The organism is Streptomyces sp. NPDC005878 (assembly GCF_040629815.1).
Lineage (GTDB): Bacteria > Actinomycetota > Actinomycetes > Streptomycetales > Streptomycetaceae > Streptomyces.
Map to the genome: position 1 here is coordinate 387,418 of NZ_JBEXWK010000003.1, position 21,252 is coordinate 408,669.

The following is a 21,252-nucleotide window of genomic DNA, read 5'->3' on the forward strand; positions in this document are numbered from 1 at the left end:
CCGCCAAACACCGGCCCCCCGGCCCCCACCCCACTGGAACCGCGCCGCCCCCGCCCCCGATCAGGGCCCCCGGTACAAACCGTTTAGTCGAGTGGCGACCCGGCCCCATAGGATTGGGGCCGGTGGTCCCGTGCCTGTCTGGCGCGCGGCGACCGGCACGCACGCTCGCCGCGTCGCCGAACCGTCCACGTGGCCCTGTCACGAGGACGCTCCGGCGCCCTGCGATCGCTCGTACCGGACGCCGCGCGACCCGCCCCCGGGCGGACGGCGGGCGCGGGACCACCGGCCCCGGCCGCACACCACCCGTACTCACCCTGAGGATCGCTGCATGCCTGGCATTACGCGCGAGGAGGTCGCCCACCTCGCCCGGCTGGCGCGTCTGGAGCTGAAGGGCGAAGAGCTCGACCACTTCGCCGGACAGCTCGACGACATCATCGGCGCGGTCGCCCGCGTCTCCGAGGTCGCCGACCAAGACGTGCCCCCGACCTCCCACCCGCTGCCGCTGACCAATGTCATGCGCGCGGACGAGGTCCGTCCGTCGCTCACCCCCGCGCAGGCGCTCTCCGGCGCCCCGGCCCAGGAGCAGCAGCGTTTCAAGGTGCCGCAGATCCTGGGGGAGGACTAATCACATGACGGACATCATCAAGCTCACCGCCGCCGAGATCGCCGCGCGCATCGCGTCCGGCGAACTCACGGCCGTCGAGGTCACCGAGGCCCACCTGGCCCGGATCGAGGCCGTCGACGAGAAGGTGCACGCCTTCCTGCACGTCGACCGCGAGGGCGCGCTCGCGCAGGCCCGCGCCGTCGACGACAAGCGCGCGCGGGGCGAGAAGCTCGGCCCGCTGGCCGGTGTGCCCCTCGCCCTGAAGGACATCTTCACCACCGAGGGCATCCCGACCACGGTCGGCTCCAAGATCCTCGAAGGCTGGATCCCGCCGTACGACGCGACGCTCACCAAGCGCCTCAAGGCCGCCGACGTCGTCATCCTCGGCAAGACCAACATGGACGAGTTCGCCATGGGGTCGTCGACGGAGAACAGCGCCTACGGGCCGACGGGCAACCCCTGGGACCTGACCCGGATCCCCGGCGGCTCCGGCGGCGGTTCCTCCGCGGCCCTCGCCGCCTACGAGGCCCCGCTCGCCATCGGCACGGACACCGGCGGTTCGATCCGCCAGCCCGCCGCCGTCACCGGCACCGTCGGCGTCAAGCCGACCTACGGCGCGGTCTCCCGCTATGGCATGGTCGCCTTCTCGTCCTCCCTCGACCAGGGCGGCCCCTGCGCCCGTACGGTCCTGGACGCGGCGCTGCTGCACGAGGTCATCGCCGGGCACGACCCGCTCGACTCGACCTCCATCGACGCGCCGGTCCCGCCGGTCGTCGAGGCCGCGCGCAACGGCTCGGTGGCCGGGATGCGCGTCGGCGTCGTCAAGCAGTTCTCCGGCGAGGGCTACCAGGCCGGCGTCGTCCAGCGCTTCAACGAGTCGGTCGAGCTGCTGAAGTCGCTCGGCGCCGAGATCGTCGAGCTGGACTGCCCCTCGTTCGACCTGGCGCTCTCCGCGTACTACCTGATCGCCCCGAGCGAGTGCTCCTCCAACCTGGCCCGCTTCGACGCCATGCGCTACGGCCTGCGGGTCGGCGACGACGGCACCCGATCGGCCGAGGACGTCACCGCGCTCACCCGCGAGGCGGGCTTCGGCGACGAGGTCAAGCGCCGCATCATCCTCGGTACGTACGCGCTGAGCTCCGGCTACTACGACGCGTACTACGGCAGCGCCCAGAAGGTCCGCACGCTCATCACGCGCGACTTCGAGAAGGCCTTCGAGCAGGTCGACGTGATCGTCTCGCCGACCACGCCCACCACCGCCTTCCCGATCGGCGAGCGCGCCGACGACCCGATGGCGATGTACCTCGCCGACCTGTGCACCATCCCGACCAACATGGCGGGCAACGCCGCCATGTCGCTGCCCTGCGGCCTCGCGCCGGAGGACGGCCTGCCGGTCGGGCTCCAGATCATCGCCCCCGCCCTGAAGGACGACCGCCTGTACAAGGTGGGTGCCGCCGTCGAGGCCGCCTTCGTGGAAAAGTGGGGCCACCCGCTGCTCGAGGAGGCTCCGTCGCTGTGAGTGCACTGACCAAGGCCAAGGGATTCAAGAAGTCCAAGGCCGGCACCTACCTGTCCATCGGCACCACCGCCTTCGGCGCGATCAGCGTGCTCAAGCAGGCCAGGAAGGCCCGCACCGAGCAGGACAAGCTCCAGCTGCTCGACGCCGTCGTCTCCGCCGCCGCCATCGCCACCGGCGTCGCCATCCTGCTGCGCGAGCTCAAGCGCATGGGTGACGACGACGTCCTGCTGGGCTGAGAGGGATTGTTTCACCGTGACCGTCACTGATCTGGTCTCGTACGAGGACGCCCTCGCGTCGTACGACCCCGTCATGGGCCTGGAGGTCCATGTCGAGCTCGGTACGAAGACCAAGATGTTCTGCGGCTGTTCTACCGAGCTGGGCGCCGAGCCCAACTCGCAGACCTGCCCCACCTGCCTCGGCCTGCCCGGCTCGCTCCCGGTCGTCAACGCGATCGGCGTCGAGTCGGCCGTCAAGATCGGCCTCGCGCTCCACTGCGAGATCGCCGAGTGGTGCCGTTTCGCCCGGAAGAACTACTTCTATCCGGACATGCCGAAGAACTTCCAGACCTCGCAGTACGACGAGCCGATCGCCTTCAACGGCTATCTGGACGTCCAGCTGGAGGACGGCGAGATCTTCCGCGTGGAGATCGAGCGCGCCCACATGGAGGAGGACACCGGCAAGTCGACCCACGTCGGCGGTGCCACCGGCCGCATCCACGGCGCCTCGCACTCGCTGCTCGACTACAACCGGGCCGGCATCCCGCTCATCGAGATCGTCACCAAGCCGATCGAGGGCGCGGGCGAGCGGGCCCCCGAGGTCGCCAAGGCGTACGTCGCCGAGCTGCGCGAGCTCATCAGGGCGCTCGGCGTCTCCGAGGCCCGGATGGACAAGGGCCAGATGCGCTGCGACGTGAACCTGTCGCTGCGCCCGCACGGCGTCGAGAAGTTCGGCACCCGCTCGGAGACCAAGAACGTCAACTCGCTGCGCTCCGTGGAGCGGGCGGCGCGCTTCGAGATCCAGCGCCACGCCGCGGTGCTGTCCTCCGGCGGCACCATCGTGCAGGAGACCCGTCACTTCCACGAGGACGACGGCTCCACCACCTCGGGCCGCATCAAGGACAACGCCGAGGACTACCGGTACTTCCCGGAGCCGGACCTCGTGCCCGTCGCCCCGGCCCGCGAGTGGGTCGAGGAGCTCCGCAGGGGGCTGCCCGAGCTGCCGCGCGTGCGCCGCAACCGGCTGCGCGAGGAGTGGGGCGTCACCGAGCACGACATGCAGTCCATCCTCAACGCGGGCGCGGTCGACCCGATCGTCGCCACGATCGAGGCGGGCGCGGACGCCGCGGCGGCCCGCAAGTGGTGGATGGGCGAGCTGGCCCGTAACGCCAACGAGCAGGGCGTCGCCCTGGACGAGCTGCCCGTGACCCCGGCCCAGGTGGCCCGGGTGGCGGCGCTCGTGGCCTCCGGCGACCTCAACGACAAGCTGGCGCGCCAGGTCATCGAGGGCGTCCTCGCGGGCGAGGGCGACCCGGACACGGTCGTCGAGAAGCGCGGCCTGAAGGTCGTCTCGGACGAGGGTGCGCTCGGCGCGGCCGTGGACGAGGCCATCGCGGGCAACGCGGCCATCGCGGACAAGATCCGCGGCGGCAAGGTGCAGGCCGTCGGCGCGCTCGTCGGCGCGGTCATGAAGACCACGCGCGGCCAGGCGGACGCGGCCCGCGTCAAGGAGCTCATCCTGGAGAAGCTGGGCGTCGAGGGCTGAGCACCGGGCGCTGAACTCCTGGTTTCGCCTCTCCCGCGTCCACCGGACGTGACCGGCCCGGCCCCCGTATCCACGTCGTCGACGTCGGTACGGGGGCCGAGGCATGTTCCGCGGCGGCACGGAACCAAACCTTCCCGCCGGGTGACCTCGCTCCGGATCGTCTATAGGGTGCCGAGCGTGGACGGGCGAGAAGCGGTAAGAGTGCTGGGCCGGCGTACGGCGCTGCGGTATCTGGCGCTGGGGACGGCGGCCAGCGCGGTGGCGGCCTGCACCGGCGCGGGAGCGGCGGAGGGGCCGCGCAAACAGGCGCTGAAGGCGTTCGTGAAGGGCGAGTGGGCCTACCGCTCGAACCGGAGCCACCAGGGCGTCCTCACGGTCAATCCCGAAGGACACTGGTCTGTCACTCAATGGGGTGGAATGTCCGGTCAGTGGATGCTCGACGGCGCCGTCCTCTCGGTGAGCACCGACGCGCCCGCCGGTGACGCGGAGTCCGAGGAGCAGGAGGCGTTCACCCTGACGAGCATGCCGGAGAAGGTCTCCAAGTCCTTCTCCGAGCTCTTCACGCTCTCCGGCGGCTGGTCGAGCATCGGCACCGCCGTCGAGGCCGGGTACAGCAAGGGCGTCCTGACCCTCGCCTTCCGGGGTGAGGGGGCGGACGACCTGCTCGTCACCTGCACCCGCCGCAAGTAGCGCGCGGAGAAGGCCCCGGGCGCCGCCGCCCGCGCCCCGTGCCCTGTGTCCCGTGCGCGTAATCCCTCCTATCCCTGTGAGTAAGCCCACGAAACGGGCAAACGATCACTATTCGCTGCCAGAGTGGCTCCGCGCACAGGCAGTCGGACCGGCTCCCCGGGCGAAGACCCACGAAGCATCCAGGGAGCACACGCGTTGGCAGCCATAGCCCGGTGGTGTGTCCGCCACCGCCTCCTCGCCGTCCTGCTCTGGCTCCTCGCCCTCGGCGGCGCCACCACCGCCACGGCCGTCGCCGGCACCGCGTACTCCAACGACTACGAAGTCCCCGGCACCGAGTCCGGCCGCGCCACCGCCCTGCTCGACGCCGGGTTCCACGGCGGCCGCGGCGGCGACACCGGCACCGTCGTCTGGCACACCGCCGCCGGCCCGGTGCGCGCCCCCGACGTCCAGCAGCGCATGTCCAGGGCCCTCGGCGCGCTCGCCGGACTCCCCGGCGTGGCCTCCGTGTCCGGCCCGTACGGACGCGACGGCGGCGCGCAGATCAGCGCTGACGGGCACACCGCGTACGCCCTGGTCACCTTCGGGCACACCGCCGACGCGCTCCCCAAGGCGCAGGCGCGGGCCGTCGTCGACATCGCCCGAGCCGCCTCCACCGACCACCTGCGGGTCGCGGTCGGCGGCAGCGCCGCCGCCCGCACCGAGTCCGGCTCCGCGCACCTGAGCGAGCTCGTCGGCGTGGCCGTCGCGGCCGTCGTCCTCTTCCTCGCCTTCGGCTCGCTCGCCGCCAGCGTGCTGCCCCTCGTCACCGCCGCGGTCTCCGTCGGCACCGCCTACGCGGGCATCGGGCTGCTCGGCCACGCCATGGCCGTGGCCGACTTCGCGCCCATGCTCGGCCTGCTCATCGGGCTCGGCGTCGGCATCGACTACGCCCTGTTCATCGTCACCCGCCACCGCCGGGGCCTGCGCCAGGGGCTCAGCGCCGACGAGGCCGCGACCCGGGCCGTGGCGACCACCGGGCGGGCCGTGGTCTTCGCCGGGGCGACCGTCTGCATCGCCCTGCTCGGCATGCTCGTACTGCGCCTCGGCTTCCTCAACGGGGTCGCCGTCGCCGCCTCGCTGACCGTCGTGCTCACCGTCGCCGCGTCCGTGACGCTGCTGCCCGCGCTGCTCTCCCTGATCGGGACGCGGGCCCTCAGCCGCCGCGAGCGCCGCGGGCTCGCCGAGCACGGGCCCCGGCCGGAGCTGCCCACCGGGTTCGCGGCCCGCTGGTCCGCGTTCGTCGAGCGCCGCCCCAAGCTGCTGGGCGCGGTCGCCGCCGCGGTGATGCTGCTGCTCGCCCTGCCCGCGCTCGCGCTCCATCTGGGCACCTCCGACCAGGGCAACAACCCCGCCGGGTCCACCACCCGTACCGCCTACGACCTGCTCGCCGACGGGTTCGGCCCCGGCGTCAACGGGCCGCTCACCCTCGCCGCGAAGCTCGACGGCGCCGACGACCGGCTCGCCATGGAACGGCTGCCCGGCGTGCTGCGGGGCGCCGAGGGCGTCGCCTCGGTGGGCCCGGTGACGTACAACGCCGGCGGGGACACGGCCGTGCTGACCGTGGTGCCCGCATCGGCGCCGCAGTCCCAGCGGACCAGCGCCCTCGTCGACCGGCTGCGCGAGAAGGTGCTGCCGGCCGCGGAGCGGGGCACCTCGCTCGACGTCCGCGTGGGCGGGGTGACCGCGAGCTACGACGACTTCGCCGAGGTGATCGTCGGGAAGCTGCCGCTCTTCGTCGGCGTGGTGATCACCCTGGGCTGCGTCCTGCTGCTCCTCGCCTTCCGCTCCCTTGGCATACCGCTCAAGGCCGCCGCGATGAACGTGATGGCGGTGGCCTCCGCGTTCGGGATCGTCGTCGCCGTCTTCCAGTGGGGGTGGGGGAGCGAACTCCTGGGCCTGGGGCGGCCCGGCCCGATCGAGCCGTTCCTGCCCGTGATCATGGTCTCGGTGCTCTTCGGGCTCTCCATGGACTACCAGGTGTTCCTGGTCAGCCGGATGTACGAGGAGTGGCGGGAGACCGGCGACAACCGGCGGGCGGTCCGGGTCGGTCTCGCCGAGACCGGCCGGGTGATCAACTCGGCCGCCGTGATCATGATTTCGGTCTTCCTGGCCTTCGTGCTCAGCGGCGACCGGGTGATCGCCATGTTCGGCATCGCCCTCGCCGCCGCCGTCGCCCTCGACGCGTTCGTCCTGCGCACCCTGCTGGTGCCCGCCCTGATGCATCTGCTCGGCGGCGCCAACTGGTGGTTGCCCGGCTGGCTGGACCGGCGGCTTCCCCGGATCAGCATCGAGCCGCCCGAGTGCCGTCGTGCGACGATTTCGACGCGGCACGCGCCCGAGCGGGCCGACGCACTCGCCGGCCGGCCGTAGCAGGCGCGGGCGGCGCCACACACGTGAAGGAGCGGGATGTTCGCGATATCGCTGGGGGACGACGGCGCCGAGCTGCGGCCTCTGGAGCCGTACCACGCCGAGGAGTACCTCGCGCACATCGACCGGGGGCGTGACTTCATCGGACGGTTCATCATGCTCGCCGAGGTGAGCCGGGACCTCGACGGGGCGCGGGCCTTCCTCCAGTCGTACGCGGACAAGGCGGCGGCCGACACCGGACGCCTCTACGGCATCTGGTCCGACGGGACGCTCGTCGGCGGAGTCCTCTTCCGTACGTTCGACGCCCGGCTCGGCACCGCCGAGGCCGGATGCTGGCTGGAGGAGGCGGCGGTCGGGCGCGGACTGGTCACCCGCGCGGTCCGGGTGCTGATCGACTGGGCCGTCCACGAGCGCGGGATCCACCGCGTGGAGTGGCTGGCCGCCTCCGGCAACACCGCTAGCGTCAACGTGGCCAAGCGGCTGGGGATGACACGGGACGGGGTGCTGCGGGAGAACTACCCCTACCGGGGCGAGCGCCAGGACACCGAGGTGTGGTCGCTCCTGGCCCCCGAGTGGCGGGCGCGCGCCACGGCCTGAGCCATCGGCGCCGGCGGCCGGGGCCCGGTGTTAAGACGCCTCTCAGAAAGGCCGCCTACCGTCGCCGCCATGACTGCCACCCCCTCCACCACCAGCACCGACGACCAGGCCGACGCCGGGACGACGGCTGCCGCGCAGCCCGGGACCACCACCGCCGGCACCCTCGTGAAGGCCCCCGAGGCCCCCGAGGCCCCGGACGCGCACGCCGAGGCCGAGGCCGAGAACGAAGACGAAACCGGCGGTGAGTCCGGCGACGGGACGGTGCCCACCGCGTCCGCCTCCGCCTCCACCGGCACCGGGGCGGGCGCCGCTGCCGTCGTCTCCGCGGCGCTCGGCCTCGTCTCGCTGACCGGCACCTGGACGGGCAAGGTCCTCTCCGAGCGCGAGACCCTGCTCGGGCAGATCAAGACCGCGCAGGGCGGCTCGGCCTCCGCGCAGATCCACGAGATCTACGGCGACTCCTGGCACACCACCGCCGCCGTCAACGGCGGCTTCGCGCTGCTCGCCCTGCTGGTCGGCGCCTTCGTCCTGGCCCGCCCGGCGTTCGGCGCCCCCGAGGCCCGCCCGCGCCCGGTGCGGGTACGGGCGGTCGCGCTCGGCGGCCTCGTCCTCGGCGCGATCGGCCTGCTGCTCTCCGTCGGCATGTATTTCGACCTGTTCGCCACGCTCCCCTCGACCGGCTCCTGAAGGCTCAGAGCGCCGGAGGCGCCATCGTGAAGCGGGCCAGCACGGTGGCGGTCACGGTCTGGCGCTGAGGCGCCAGATCCAGCTCGGGGGCGGCCTCCGGGTCGCCGCCGCCGTACCCCGCCGCCCGCATCATCCCGGGCGCCCCCCTGCCGTACGGCCGCGCCTCCTCGGCGTCCTCGTCGGCGAGTTCGAGCAGTGCCACCAGTTCGCTGCCGAGCGCCGCCGCGTACTCGCGGGCGCGTTCCACCGCCTGCTCGACGGCCCGGCGGCGGGCCCTGCCGTACGCCGGGGAGGCCGGGCGCAGGGACCACCAGGGGCCGGAGACCTGCGTCAGCTCCAACGCGGCCAGCCGGGCGGCCAGTTCACCGAGCGCCGTGAAGTCACCGAGCTCCACCGTCACCCGCACCTGCCCGCGGTACGCGCGCACCCGCTCGCCCCGGCCGTGCCTGCCCAGTTCGGGGCCGACCGAGAACGAGCCGGTCTCCAGCTGCTCCACCGCCTCCCCGTACGACTTCACCAGGTCGAGGACGGCCGCGTTGCGGCGGGTGAGGTCCTCCAGGGCGGTGCGCCGGTCGGTGCCGCGCGCGGTGACCGTCACCGAGAGCCCGGCGATCTCCGGGTCGACATCGAGCACGGCCTCGCCGCGCACCGCGATCCGGGGCGTGTCGGGGGTGCCGTAGGGAAGGTGCGGGGGCGGCTGGGTCATCTCTGCTCCTGGGGTCGCCGGGTGCGGCCCACTCTTCCACCGGTGCGCCCCTCAGGTCAGCCACCGTACATCCACCGCCCTCCTGGGACCGCTGCCTTAGACGCGGATTCCGGGCCCCGCCGCCCGCCGCGCGTCTAAGGCCCCGCACTCCTGGGGATGGGTCACTCTCCCGATGTCCCGGGGCCCCCTGGGAGACGAGAGTAGGGGCATCGCAAGAAGCGATGGACCACCAACTCAAGCCCCTCCGGGGGCACCAGGGAGCCGAAGATGTTCGAGTACCGGATGCACAAGGTGAACGAGGCCGAGCTGCTCCGCGAGGCCGCCGCCCAGCGGCTGGTCCGCCAGGCCCGCCTCGCCCTCCGCGGCCGGCGGCACACGGAGCACGAAGCCGAGGGGCCGGTGAGCCACCTGCGCGACCTGCGCGACCGTTTCGCGCACGCCGCCTGAACGCCGCGCGGGAAACGCGATGACCTTGATCGTCCCCACGGGTGCCGCGACACCGTACGGCTGTGCGATGCTCGGCCCTGTGGAGACCAGGTCCTTCAGCCCCGTGTTCGTCGGCCGTGCCGGTGAACTGACCGCCTTGACCGAAGCGCTCGCCCGCGCCACCGCGGGCGAGCCGCAGGCGTTGCTGGTGGGCGGTGAGGCCGGAGTCGGCAAGACCCGGCTCATCGAGGAGTTCACCAACGCCGCCTGCGACGCCGGCGCGGTGGTCGCCGTCGGCGGCTGCGTCGAGATCGGCGCCGACGGACTGCCGTTCGCCCCCTTCTCCACCGCCCTGCGCACCCTGCGCCGCCGGCTGCCCGACGAGCTCGCCGCGGCCGCCGAGGGTCAGGAGGAGGAGCTGGCCCGGCTGCTGCCCGAGCTCGGCGAGGCCAGCCGGGAGAGCGGCGAGGACGGCACCGCCCGCCTCTTCGAGCTCACCGTACGGCTGCTGGAGCGGACCGCCGCCGACCGCACGGTCGTCCTGGTCCTGGAGGACCTGCACTGGGCCGACGCCTCCACCCGCCATCTGCTCGCTTACCTGCTGCGCACCCTGCGGCGCGGCCGGCTCGTCGTCGTCGCCACCTACCGCGCCGACGACATCCACCGCCGCCACCCGCTGCGCCCCCTGCTCGCCGAACTCGACCGGCTGCGCACGGTCCGCCGCGTCGAGCTGTCCCGCTTCAGCCGCGGCGAGGTACGCCGCCAGCTCGCCGGGATCCTCGCCGCCGAGCCCGACCAGGCGCTGGTCGACGACATCTTCGCCCGCTCCGACGGCAACGCCTTCTTCGTGGAGGAGCTGAGCGTCTGCCACGAGTCGGGCTGCGCCACCGGCGGCCTCAGCGACTCCCTGCGCGACCTGCTGCTCGTACGGGTGGAGACGCTGTCCGAGAACGCCCAGCTGGTCGTCCGCATCCTCGCCGAGGGCGGCTCCACCGTGGAGCACCCGCTGCTCGCCGCCGTCTGCCGGCTCCCCGATGACGACCTCGACGCGGCGCTGCGGGCGGCCGTCGGCGCCAACATCGTGCTGCCGACCGAGGACGGCGACGGCTACCGGTTCCGGCACTCGCTGGTCCGCGAGGCCGTCAGCGACGACCTGCTGCCCGGCGAGCGCTCCCGCCTCAACCGTCGGTACGCCGAGGCCCTGGAGGCCGCTCCGGCGCTGGTCCGCGCCGACGAGTACGCCACCCGCCTCGCCACCTACTGGTACTCCGCGCACGACGCCGCCAAGGCCCTGCCCATGGTGCTGCGCGCCGCCGTCGAGGCCCGCAAGCGGCACGCCTACTCCGAGCAACTGCGCCTCCTGGAGCGGGGGATGGAGCTGTGGGACTCCGTCCCCGCCGACGTCCGCGCCGAGCTGCGCCCGCTGGACTACGCCGGCGCCTACCCCTCGTGCCGTACCTGCGACCCCGCCACCACCCCGCTCGGCTACCTCGACCTGCTCGCCGAGGCGGCCGTCGCGGCCCGCTTCAGCGGGGACCGCGAACGCGCGATGAAGATCGCCAAGCGCGCGCTGCGGATCATCGAGGCCCAGGAGGCGGACGCCCCGCCCGGGACCCCCCACGGCGACCCGCTGCGGGCCGCCTGGTTCTGGACCGAGCTGTCCAAGCTGGTGCAGAGCCTCGGGCGCGGCGACGGCTGGGACGAGATCGCCACCGCGCAGGAGCTGGTGCGCGGGCTGCCGCCGTCCGCCGTGCACGCGGCGGTCCTGGCCACCGCCGCGGGCTGGGGCATGCTGCACCGCCCCGGCCCCGAGTCGCTCGCCGCCGCCGAACGGGCCGTGGAGTACGCCCAGTTGGTCGACGCGGAGGAGACCGAGCTCAACGCCCGGCTCACCCTCGGCGGCCTGATGGTCGACGCGGGCGACGTCGAGGGCGGCCTCGCCCTGATGCGCCAGGTGATCGAGCGCTCGCTGGAGCTCGGCCTGGTCGGCGAGGCGGGCCGCGGCTATGTCAACCTCTCCTCCAGCCTCGAATCGGTCGGCCGCTCCCAGGAGGCCGCGCGGACCGCGGCCGAGGGCGTACGCGCCGCGCGCCGGTTCGGCCTGCTCGACAGCGAGTGCTGGGCCGCGACCAACCAGGCCGAGGCCCTGCTCGGCCTCGGCCGCTGGGACGAGGCCGCCGAGCGCGCCGAGTGGGTGCGGCGCGCCGGTGTGAGCGGCAAGCCCCGCGGCTCCGCCGCCCTGCGCCTGTCCCAACTGGCCGTCGCCCGCGGCGAGCTGGACCGCGCCGCCGAGCGCCTCGCCGAGGCCGTCGGCTTCTTCGGCGTCCGCGACTCCATCCCGCAGAACGCGCTGCCCGTGGCCCAGATCGAGCTCGCCGTCGCCGCCGGGCAGGGCCGGTTCGCCGACGCGCGCGCCGGCCTCGCCCGCGCCGTCGAGGGCGGCTTCCCGCCCGGCACCCAGCGCTACGGCTGGCCGCTGCTGATCACCGCCACCGCCGTCGAGGCCGATCTGCGCGGGCTGCCCGCCGCCGGGGACGGCCGGGCCGAGGCGCTCGCCCTGATCCGCTCGGCGGCCCGGACGATGCCCACCCCGAGCCCGCTGGCCCAGGCGTACGCCCTGTGCGTCGAGGCGGATCTGGCCCGCGCCGAGGGCCGGGACGACGCGGCGCGCTGGGAGGCGGCGGCCGCCGCCCTCCAGCCACTGGAGCGCCCGTACGACCTCGCCCGGATCTGCCACCGCTGGGCCGCCGCGCTGCTCGCCGAGGGCAACCGGCGCGACACCGCCGCCACGCTGCTGCGCCAGGCGCACACCGCCGCGCTGCGGCTGCGGGCCCGGCCCCTGGTGGAGGAGCTGGAGCTGCTGGCCCGCCGGGCCCGGCTGCCGCTCACCGGACCGGAGCGGCCGGCCGTCCCCGAGGAGGCCGACGACCCGGCCGGGGCCCTCGGCCTGACCAGCCGGGAACAGGACGTCCTGCGCCTGGTCGCCGCCGGGCACAGCAACCGCCAGATCGCCGAGGAGCTGTACATCTCGCCCAAGACGGCGAGCGTGCACGTCTCCAACATCCTGGCCAAGCTGGGCGTCTCGGGCCGGGGCGAGGCCGCGGCGCTGGCGCACCGGCTCAACCTCTTCACCCGCAGCGCCGCCTGAGCGGGGGCCGCGGCCCCCGCCCCGGCGTCACGTCACCTCCAGCTCCAGGATCCTGTCGTCACCCGGCTTCGGGGTGCCCCGGCCGTCGGTCTGGCTGGTCACCAGGAGCAGGGTGTGCGGCCCCGTCGCCACCACCGTGCGCAGCCGTCCGTACGTGGACGTCAGGAACGCCTGGGGCGCGGCCAGCGGCCTGGTGCCGTCCAGCGGGACGCGCCACAGCCGCTCGCCGCGCAGGGACGCCACCCAGACGCACCCCGCCGCGTACGCCACCCCGCTCGGGGAGGCGTCCGCGGTCCTCCACTGCTCCACCGGGTCCACGAACCCCGGCCTGCCCCCCTTGCCCTCGACCACCGGCCAGCCGTCGTTCTCGCCAGGCCCGATCAGATTGAGCTCGTCCCAGGTGTCCTGGCCGAACTCCGAGGCCCACAGCCGGTTCGCGCCGTCCCAGGCGAGGCCCTGCACATTGCGGTGGCCGTACGAATACACCACCGAGTCGGCCTCCGGGTTGCCGTGCACCGGCTGCCCGTCGGGCGTCATCCGCAGGATCTTGCCGCCCAGCGACTTCTTGTCCTGCGCCAGGCCGCGCTCGCCCGTCTCGCCCGTGCCCACGTACAGCATCTTGTCCGGGCCGAAGGCGATCCGGCCGCCGTTGTGGATGGTGCCCTTGGGGATGCCCCGCAGGATGGTGTCGGGCGCGCCCAGCTGCTCGCCCGCCGGGCGCTTCTCGTCGTAGATCATGCGGGCGACGCGGTTGTCGGACGCGGTGGTGAAGTACGCGTACACCTGGTGGTCCGAGGCGAACGCGGGGGAGAGGGCGAGGCCGAGCAGACCGCCCTCGCCGCCGGGCTGTACGCCCGGCACACTGCCGACCGCGGTCTGTCTGCCGTCCGGGCCGACCCGGCCGACCGTGCCGCCGTCGCGCGAGGCGACCAGCAGGCCGCCGTCGGGCAGCGGGGCCACGCCCCAGGGCGACTTCAGGCCCTGGGCCACGGTTCTGACGACCTTGACCGACCCCTTCGCGGGCGGGAGGCCGGCGGTGGACGCCGAGGGGGAGGTCCTGGGGGAGGCCGGGGCGGGCGAGGCGTGGGTGCCGCCGTCGGGCCGCGGCGCGGTCCCGGACGAGCACCCGGCCGCGAGCACCAGCACGACGGCGGCCAACAGGGCGGTCACAGCAGGACGTTGCACGGTTCGCTTCCTTTCGAGCGGCTGCGGCCCCTACCGTACTCAGAGCCCGCCCCCCGAACCCCCGCCCGCGCCCCGGTTCCGGGACCCGCTCCTCAGTCCCAGGAGCCGCGTGCCGGCGGCAGCCGTTCGATCTCCGCCTCGTCCCGGGCCGTCAGCACCAGCTCCGCCGCGGCGGCGTTCTCGCGGGCCCACTCCTCGCGCTTGGTGCCCGGCACCGGGATCACGTGCGGGCCCTGCCCCAGCAGCCAGGCCAGGGCGACCTGCGCCGGGGTCACCCCCTCCCCGTGGCGGGCGGCGACCCGGCGCAGCCCCGCCACCACGGGCTGGTTGGCCGCCATCATCTCGGCGGTGAAGCGGGGATGCCGGGCCCGGACGTCGTCCGGCTCGAAGCCCTGGCCCGGGGTGAGGGTGCCGGAGAGGAAGCCGCTGCCGAGCGGCATCGCGGCCAGGAAGCCCACGCCCCGCGCCGCGCACCACGGCAGCAGCGCGTCCAGCGCCTCGCGCGCCCACACCGACAGCTCGGCCTGGACGGCGCTGACCGGGAACACCTGCTGTACCCGCTCCAGTTGGCGAATCGTCCCTTCATGGGGGGCGCCCGCCCTCCGTGCGACCGGAGCGCCCGTGGCGCACACCCCCAGCGCCCGGACCTTGCCCGCCGACACCAGCTCCGCCATCGCGCCCCAGGTCTCCTCGACCGGCACCTCGGGGTCCGCCCGGTGCAGCTGGTAGAGGTCGATGACGTCCGTCTGGAGCCGCCGCAGCGAGGCGTCGCAGGCCCGCTTCACATAGCCGGGCCGGCCGTTGGCCACCACATGCGCGTCACCGCCCACCAGCAGCCCGCACTTGGTCGCGACGAAGGCGTCGCCCCGGCGCTCCTTCAGCGCCCGGCCCACCAGCAGCTCGTTGGTGAACGGCCCGTACATGTCCGCGGTGTCGAGCAGCGAGGTCCCGGCGTCCAGGGCCGCGTGCACCGCGCGCAGCGAGCGCTCCCCGCTCCGCTGCGACGCGGTGTATCCCCAGCTCATCGGCATGCAGCCGAGGCCGATCGCGCCCACCTCCAGGGCCGCCGCACCGATAGTCCTGCGCTCCAACTCCCCGTACCCCTCACGTACCGCCCTGGGTGTGCCCCCCAAACTAACCTCTGGCCCCCGCCGGTCCTGACATAGCCTCCGGGCATGACTGCTGACGTGTGGCTCCCCCTCCCGGCCGACGAGATCCCGGGCCTTCCCGACGGCCTCTCCTACCGCTTCTGGGACGGCGGCGCGGACTACCCCGCCGACCCCGCCGACTGCGCCTTCTACGTGGTCCCGTACATGAAGGGCGCGCCCGTCGCCGTGCGGCCGCTCGCCGCGATGACCGGCGTACGGGTCGTCCAGACGCTGTCGGCGGGCATCGACCACGTGCAGCCCGGACTCGGCGCGCTGGCCCCGGGCGTGCGCCTGTGCAACGCGCGCGGTGTGCACGAGGCGTCCACCGCCGAGCTCACCCTGGCGCTGATCCTGGCCTCGCTGCGGGGGATTGCCTCGTTCGTCGTGGGGCAGGAGAAGGAGGAGTGGCGGTCCGGGTTCTATCCGGCCCTCGCCGACAAGACCGTCCTGATCGTGGGGTACGGATCGATCGGCGCGGCCATCGAGGACCGGCTCGCGCCTTTTGAGTGCGCCCGGGTGGCGCGCGTGGCGCGCTCCTGGCGCACGACTGCGCGCGGCCCCGTGCATCCCCTCACCGAACTGCCCGCGCTCCTCCCGGAAGCCGACGTGGTGGTCCTCTCCACACCGCTCACCGAGCAGACGAAGCACCTCGTGGACGCAGACTTCCTGGGCCGCATGAAGGACGGAGCGCTGCTGGTGAATGTCGCCCGCGGCCCCGTCGTGGACACCGGAGCGCTCCTCGCGGAGCTGCGGAACGGCCGCCTCCACGCCGCCCTGGACGTCACCGATCCGGAGCCGCTGCCCGCCGGACACCCGCTGTGGCATGCGCCGAACGTGCTCATCAGCCCGCACGTCGGGGGCTCCACGTCGGCTTTCCTGCCGCGGGCCAAGTCGCTGCTCGCCCGTCAGCTGACCAAGTACGCGGCCGGGCAGCCGCTGGACAACGTGGTCATGACGATCGCGTAGGGCCGCCCCGCCTTCGATTGGCAACTCTGCGCAGTGGTCCGCGTGCGATCCGTGTCCCCAACTCCCTTGGTGGTCACGGAGCGTAGAGGAACTATGTCCCTGAGTGACGAGACTGGTGTATCGTCCCGACCGGGGGCTGCGCCGCGTGTCCGAGGCGCGGGGGAGCGGAAGTCACAGCGAGGGGGGCGACGGGCGATGCACGGCCAATGGACCAACGATCCGACGCGACGGAGCCGCCGACGGCTGCCCCGGGGCACCCGAGCGGGACTCCCGCGCCACCGCACCCGGCCCAGGGTCCGGGGCCGGGCCCGCACCAGGATGCCGGCCCGGCCCCGGCCTCCCGCCGGGGCGGCCCGCCCGCCCTCCCCGGCCGCCGGCCCGGTGGCCGCGAGGGCCCACCCGCCGGGCCGGGCGAGCGGCCCCGGGCCCCGCGTCCGTACCGCGTCCCGGCCCGGAGGGGCCCGGTGAGCGCCCCGGGTGCGGTGCTGCCCCACCGGCCGCTCCCCGACGAGGGGACGGGCCTGGTCTCCCAGCTCGTCCTCGCGGTGATCTGCGCGGGGTACGCGACGGGGGCGGCGTTCGGCTGGGGATCCCCGGAAGTCGCCGATGTGATGGGGGACTTCGGGCTCAGCGCCGCGGCGACCGCGGCCTCGGTCTCCTGCTTCCTCTACGCGCGCGGAGGCGCCGGGGAGGGGGAGAGCCGCTTTCGGCCCGCGTGGCTGCTGTTCTCGTTCTCCTCCGCCATGGCGGCGAGCGGCAACGGAATCTGGGGGTGGTACCAGGTGGTGCTGGAGCACCCGGTCCCCTCGCCCTCGCTGGCCGACCTGTTCTTCCTGCTCTTCGCGCCGCCCGCGATCGTCGGACTGCTCGTGCTGGCCAAGCGCCCGGTGACCCGGGCCGGCTGGGTCTGCCTGGCGCTGGACTCCTGGCTGATCGGCGGCTCGCTGCTCACCCTCTCGTGGAGCCTGGCCCTCGCGCACACCGCCCACTTCGAGGGCGAGAGCGTCGCGCGGGCCGCCCTGGCCCTGGCCTATCCGCTGCTCGACATCGTGCTGGTGAGCATGGTGCTCGCGCTGCACTTCCGGCGCTCCTCCGCCAACCGGTCGGCGATCAACACGGCCATCGCCGCGCTCGCCCTGACCGTGCTGTGCGACGCGCTGTACACCTCGCCGCTGCTGCGCGAGCACTACCGCTCCGGCCAGCTCCTGGACGCGGGCTGGTTCGCCGCCTCGCTGCTGCTGGCCTACGCGCCGTGGGGGGCCCGCAGGCTCGCCGCCGGCCGGGTGCCCACGCCGCCCCCGCCGCCCCGGCGGCCCGGCGCGCCCCCGGCGAGCCGGCCGATCGCCGGCTCCCTGGGAGCGCTCACGCCGTACCTCGCGGCCGCGGTGTGCACCCTGGGAATCCTGTACAACGTGATCGAGGGCCGCCGGGTGGACCGCGTCGTCGTCTTCACCGGGTGCACGGTCGTGCTGGCACTCGTGGTGCGCCAGGCGATCATGCTGGTGGACAACATCGCCCTGACGCACGAGCTGGCCCAGAAGGAGAACCACTTCCGCTCCCTGGTGCAGGGCTCCAGCGACGTCATCATGATCGCCGCACCCACCGGCATACTGCGCTACGTGAGCCCCGCCGCCGCGGGGGTCTACGGACGGGACGCGGAGGACCTGGTCGGCTCCGAGCTGGCCTCCCTCATCCACCCCGAGGACCTGGGGCGGGTGGTGCACGAGGTGCGGCGCTTCCTGGCCGCGCCCCCGCTGGAGGAGCCGACCACCCGGATCGAGTGCCGCTTCAAGTCGGGCACCGGCGAGTGGCTGAACGTGGAGTCGACCATCAACCGCCACCAGGGCGGCCTCATCCTCAACAGCCGGGACGTCACCGAACGGGTGCGCCTGCAGGCCCAGTTGCAGCACAACGCCGAGCACGACCCGCTCACCGACCTGCCCAACCGCGCGCTGTTCACCGAGCGGGTGCGCCAGGCCCTGAGCGGCCGCCGCGCCTCCGACCCCGGCACCGCGGTGCTCTTCATCGACCTCGACGGCTTCAAGCAGGTCAACGACACCATCGGCCACCAGGCCGGCGACGAACTGCTGATCCAGGCGGCCCGCCGTCTCCAGGACTCGGTCCGGGCCGGTGACACCGCCGCCCGCCTCGGCGGCGACGAGTTCGCCGCCCTGATCCTCGGCGACGGCGGCCGCGACCGCGCGGCCCGCCAGCGCCAGGTGTACGAGATCGCCGACCGGCTGCGCCTGACGCTCTCGCAGCCGTACCGGATCGACGGCAACGAGGTGCGGGTCGCCGCCTCCATCGGCGTCGCCTTCGCCGAGCGCGACGTCAGCGCCCGCGAGCTGATGCGCAACGCCGACCTCGCGATGTACCGCGCCAAGTCCGGCGGCAAGAACCGCGTCGAGATGTACGGGCCGCAGATGCAGGCCGAGGTGGTCCGCAAGACCGAGATCGCCGCCCGGCTGCGCACCGCGCTGCACGAGGGCGAGTTCGCGCTGCTGCACCAGCCCGTCGTCAACCTCACCACCGGGCGGGTGGCCGCCGTGGCCGCCCAGGCGCGCTGGAGATCGGCCCAGGGGATCCTGTTCACCCCGGCCGAATTCCTGCGGGTCGCCGACGACAGCGAACGCACCGCCGAGCTCGGCCGATGGCTCCTGGAGGAAGCCGTCGAGCAGGCCGCCGAGCGGCGCGCGGCCGGACACCACACCCCGGTCGCGGTCCGCCTCCCGGCCCGCCGCCTGCTCGACAAGTCGATGCCGCTCGGATCGGTGGAAGCCCTGCTGACCAGGTACGGACTGCCCTCGGGCGCCCTGGTGATCGAGCTGTCCGACAGCGACCCGAGGATCTCCTTCGACGAGCTGGAGCGCCGTCTGGTGAGCCTGCGCCGGCTGGGCGTGCGGATCGCCCTGGACGGCTTCGGCAGCGGCTACGCGGCGATCAACGCCCTGCGCCGCCTCCCCATCGACGTCCTGAAACTGGACAGGGGACTGGTCGAGGGCGTGGTCGAGTCCGCCCGGCTGCACAAGATCACCAGCGGGCTGCTGCGGATCGCCTGCGACCTCGGGATGCAGTCCGTCGCCGAGGGCGTGGACGTACCGGAGCAGGTGATGGCGCTGCGGGCCATGGGATGCACCCACGGGCAGGGCATGGCCTTCTCCGGGCCGCTGGACGAGTACCGGCTGCGCCGGGCGCTGATGCGGGGCACGTTCCCGGTGCCGGGCGGCGCCGCGCTGCCCGTGCTCAGCGGCCGGACGCTGCCCTCCGTCCGGGTCAACCACTCACATAGTGAGACACCCGTCCCACCTACTTGACACGTCCGGGGCGCCGGGGGGAGGGTCAATGCCATGCGCACCCGAATTCTCGTACTTGGAAAGCGCGTCGGCTGAAGCCGGGCCCCCCACGCGGGCCCAGTGGACCACACCCCGACGCGCTCCCCTCGCTTGCCTCACGGCACGAGGGGTTTTTTGTTGCACTGGCACCCCTGAAGCACGACAGCGATCCCGACCGAACCCCCGCACAAACCCTCAGCTTCGAGAAGAGAATGCCGATGACCGAGCAGGCCACCGGGGCCCACCATCCGCAGCCGCGGGCCCGTAACGGCGGACACCACTCCGCCACCGTTGAGCACGTCACGGGCGCGCAGTCCCTCATCCGCTCTCTCGAGGAAGTCGGGGCCGAGACCGTCTTCGGCATTCCGGGCGGCGCCATCCTCCCGGCGTACGACCCGATGATGGACTCCACCCGGGTCCGCCACGTCCTGGTCCGCCACGAGCAGGGCGCCGGCCACGCCGCCACCGGCTACGCGCAGGCCACCGGCAAGGTCGGCGTCTGCATGGCGACCTCCGGCCCCGGCGCCACCAACCTGGTCACGCCGATCGCCGACGCCCACATGGACTCGGTCCCGCTGGTCGCGATCACCGGTCAGGTCTCCTCCAAGGCGATCGGCACCGACGCCTTCCAGGAGGCGGACATCGTCGGCATCACGATGCCGATCACCAAGCACAACTTCCTGGTCACCAAGGCCGAGGACATCCCGCGCACCATCGCGGAGGCCTTCCACATCGCCTCCACCGGCCGCCCGGGCCCGGTCCTGGTCGACATCGCCAAGGACGCCCTCCAGGCGCGCACCACCTTCTCCTGGCCGCCGCACATGGACCTGCCGGGCTACCGCCCGGTGACCAAGCCGCACGCCAAGCAGATCCGCGAGGCCGCCAAGCTGATCGTCCAGGCGAAGCGCCCGGTGCTGTACGTCGGCGGCGGCGTCCTGAAGGCCGGCGCCACCGCCGAGCTGAAGGTCCTGGCGGAGCTGACCGGGGCGCCGGTCACCACCACCCTGATGGCGCTCGGCGCCTTCCCCGACAGCCACCCGCTGCACGTGGGGATGCCCGGGATGCACGGCGCGGTCACCGCCGTCACCGCGCTCCAGAAGTCCGACCTGCTGATCGCGCTCGGCACCCGCTTCGACGACCGGGTCACCGGCAAGCTGGACAGCTTCGCCCCGTACGCGAAGATCATCCACGCGGACATCGACCCGGCCGAGATCGGCAAGAACCGCGAGGTCGACGTGCCGATCGTGGGCGACGCCCGCGAGGTCATCGCCGACCTGGTCCAGGCGGTCCAGGCCGAGCACACCGAGGGCCACACGGGCGACTACACCGCCTGGTGGAACGACCTGAACCGGTGGCGCGAGACCTACCCGCTCGGCTACGAGCAGCCGGACGACGGCAGCCTCTCCCCGCAGCAGGTCATCCAGCGCATCGGCGAGCTCGCCCCCGCCGACACGATCTTCGCGGCCGGCGTCGGCCAGCACCAGATGTGGGCCGCCCACTTCATCAACTACGAGCGCCCCGCCACCTGGCTGAACTCCGGCGGCGCCGGAACGATGGGGTACGCGGTCCCGGCGGCCATGGGCGCCAAGGCCGGTATGCCGGACCGTCCGGTCTGGGCGATCGACGGCGACGGCTGCTTCCAGATGACCAACCAGGAGCTCACCACGTGTGCGCTCAACAACATCCCGATCAAGGTCGCCATCATCAACAACGGCGCCCTCGGGATGGTCCGCCAGTGGCAGACCCTCTTCTACAACCAGCGCTACTCCAACACCGTGCTGCACAGCGGCCCGGGGGCCACCGGCAAGGAGCCGAGCGCCGGCACCCGCGTCCCGGACTTCGTGAAGCTGTCGGAGGCGATGGGCTGTTACGCCATCCGCTGCGAGCGCCCCGAGGACCTGGACAAGGCGATCGAGGAGGCCAACTCGATCAACGACCGCCCGGTCGTCATCGACTTCATCGTCCACGAGGACGCCCAGGTGTGGCCGATGGTCGCCGCCGGCACCTCCAACGACGAGGTCATGGCCGCCCGGGGCGTCCGTCCCGACTTCGGCGACAACGAAGACGACTGAGAGAG

General features: G+C 73.5%; 16 protein-coding genes. 13 read left to right on the forward strand and 3 right to left on the reverse strand.

Features of this window, described 5'->3' with window-relative positions; genetic code table 11:
• The first annotated feature begins 328 nt into the window (after window positions 1-328).
• From gatC to ABZ404_RS08020, 8 genes are all read left to right on the forward strand, one after another.
• Complete coding sequence (gatC, locus tag ABZ404_RS07985) at window positions 329-625, forward strand: Asp-tRNA(Asn)/Glu-tRNA(Gln) amidotransferase subunit GatC (RefSeq protein WP_003966094.1); 297 nt, start codon at window positions 329-331, stop codon at window positions 623-625.
• A gap of 4 nt (window positions 626-629) precedes the next feature.
• Entirely contained in the window at window positions 630-2,123 is a 1,494-nt protein-coding gene (gatA, locus tag ABZ404_RS07990) for an Asp-tRNA(Asn)/Glu-tRNA(Gln) amidotransferase subunit GatA (RefSeq protein ID WP_358835177.1), read from the forward strand.
• Window positions 2,120-2,359: a hypothetical protein gene (locus ABZ404_RS07995; protein WP_344070060.1), complete on the forward strand. Its 240-nt coding sequence runs from the start codon at window positions 2,120-2,122 to the stop codon at window positions 2,357-2,359. The genes gatA and ABZ404_RS07995 overlap by 4 nt, the downstream gene beginning before the upstream one ends.
• Window positions 2,360-2,375: 16 nt before the next feature.
• Window positions 2,376-3,884, forward strand: coding sequence for an Asp-tRNA(Asn)/Glu-tRNA(Gln) amidotransferase subunit GatB (gatB, locus tag ABZ404_RS08000; protein WP_358835178.1), 1,509 nt, complete (start codon window positions 2,376-2,378; stop codon window positions 3,882-3,884).
• A gap of 177 nt (window positions 3,885-4,061) precedes the next feature.
• Window positions 4,062-4,574, forward strand: a complete 513-nt coding sequence (locus ABZ404_RS08005) for a hypothetical protein (protein ID WP_358835179.1) — start codon at window positions 4,062-4,064, stop codon at window positions 4,572-4,574.
• A gap of 195 nt (window positions 4,575-4,769) precedes the next feature.
• The gene (locus ABZ404_RS08010; protein WP_358835180.1) at window positions 4,770-6,983 is read left to right on the forward strand and encodes an MMPL family transporter; all 2,214 of its coding nucleotides are present in this window, start codon (window positions 4,770-4,772) and stop codon (window positions 6,981-6,983) included.
• Between the two features lie 36 nt (window positions 6,984-7,019).
• Window positions 7,020-7,577, forward strand: coding sequence for a GNAT family protein (locus tag ABZ404_RS08015; protein WP_358835181.1), 558 nt, complete (start codon window positions 7,020-7,022; stop codon window positions 7,575-7,577).
• 69 nt (window positions 7,578-7,646) lie between these two features.
• Window positions 7,647-8,264, forward strand: coding sequence for a hypothetical protein (locus tag ABZ404_RS08020; RefSeq protein ID WP_358835182.1), 618 nt, complete (start codon window positions 7,647-7,649; stop codon window positions 8,262-8,264).
• Window positions 8,265-8,268: 4 nt separating this feature from the next.
• Here ABZ404_RS08020 and ABZ404_RS08025 read toward each other — a convergent pair whose 3' ends face one another.
• On the reverse strand, window positions 8,269-8,970 hold the full coding sequence (locus tag ABZ404_RS08025) for an SIMPL domain-containing protein (RefSeq protein WP_358835183.1): 702 nt from the start codon (window positions 8,968-8,970) through the stop codon (window positions 8,269-8,271).
• Between the two features lie 267 nt (window positions 8,971-9,237).
• On the opposite strand from ABZ404_RS08025, the gene ABZ404_RS08030 reads away from it, so the two are divergent.
• Both ABZ404_RS08030 and ABZ404_RS08035 read left to right on the forward strand, forming a co-directional pair.
• Complete coding sequence (locus ABZ404_RS08030) at window positions 9,238-9,417, forward strand: hypothetical protein (protein WP_358835184.1); 180 nt, start codon at window positions 9,238-9,240, stop codon at window positions 9,415-9,417.
• A gap of 19 nt (window positions 9,418-9,436) precedes the next feature.
• On the forward strand, window positions 9,437-12,544 hold the full coding sequence (locus tag ABZ404_RS08035; protein ID WP_358835185.1) for an AAA family ATPase: 3,108 nt from the start codon (window positions 9,437-9,439) through the stop codon (window positions 12,542-12,544).
• 27 nt (window positions 12,545-12,571) lie between these two features.
• Here the strand turns inward: ABZ404_RS08035 and ABZ404_RS08040 are convergent, their stop codons facing one another.
• Entirely contained in the window at window positions 12,572-13,729 is a 1,158-nt protein-coding gene (locus tag ABZ404_RS08040; protein WP_358835186.1) for a PQQ-dependent sugar dehydrogenase, read from the reverse strand.
• A gap of 92 nt (window positions 13,730-13,821) precedes the next feature.
• On the reverse strand, window positions 13,822-14,820 hold the full coding sequence (locus ABZ404_RS08045; protein ID WP_358835187.1) for an aldo/keto reductase: 999 nt from the start codon (window positions 14,818-14,820) through the stop codon (window positions 13,822-13,824).
• Between the two features lie 84 nt (window positions 14,821-14,904).
• Here ABZ404_RS08045 and ABZ404_RS08050 point away from each other — a divergent pair, with 84 nt between their 5' ends.
• From ABZ404_RS08050 to ABZ404_RS08060, 3 genes are all read left to right on the forward strand, one after another.
• A complete protein-coding gene (locus tag ABZ404_RS08050) occupies window positions 14,905-15,843 on the forward strand; it encodes a 2-hydroxyacid dehydrogenase (protein WP_358835188.1) in 939 nt (312 codons plus the stop codon).
• A gap of 464 nt (window positions 15,844-16,307) precedes the next feature.
• Window positions 16,308-19,157, forward strand: coding sequence for an EAL domain-containing protein (locus ABZ404_RS08055; RefSeq protein WP_358990254.1), 2,850 nt, complete (start codon window positions 16,308-16,310; stop codon window positions 19,155-19,157).
• A gap of 230 nt (window positions 19,158-19,387) precedes the next feature.
• Complete coding sequence (locus tag ABZ404_RS08060; RefSeq protein WP_358836663.1) at window positions 19,388-21,247, forward strand: acetolactate synthase large subunit; 1,860 nt, start codon at window positions 19,388-19,390, stop codon at window positions 21,245-21,247.
• The last annotated feature ends 5 nt before the right edge of the window (window positions 21,248-21,252 follow it).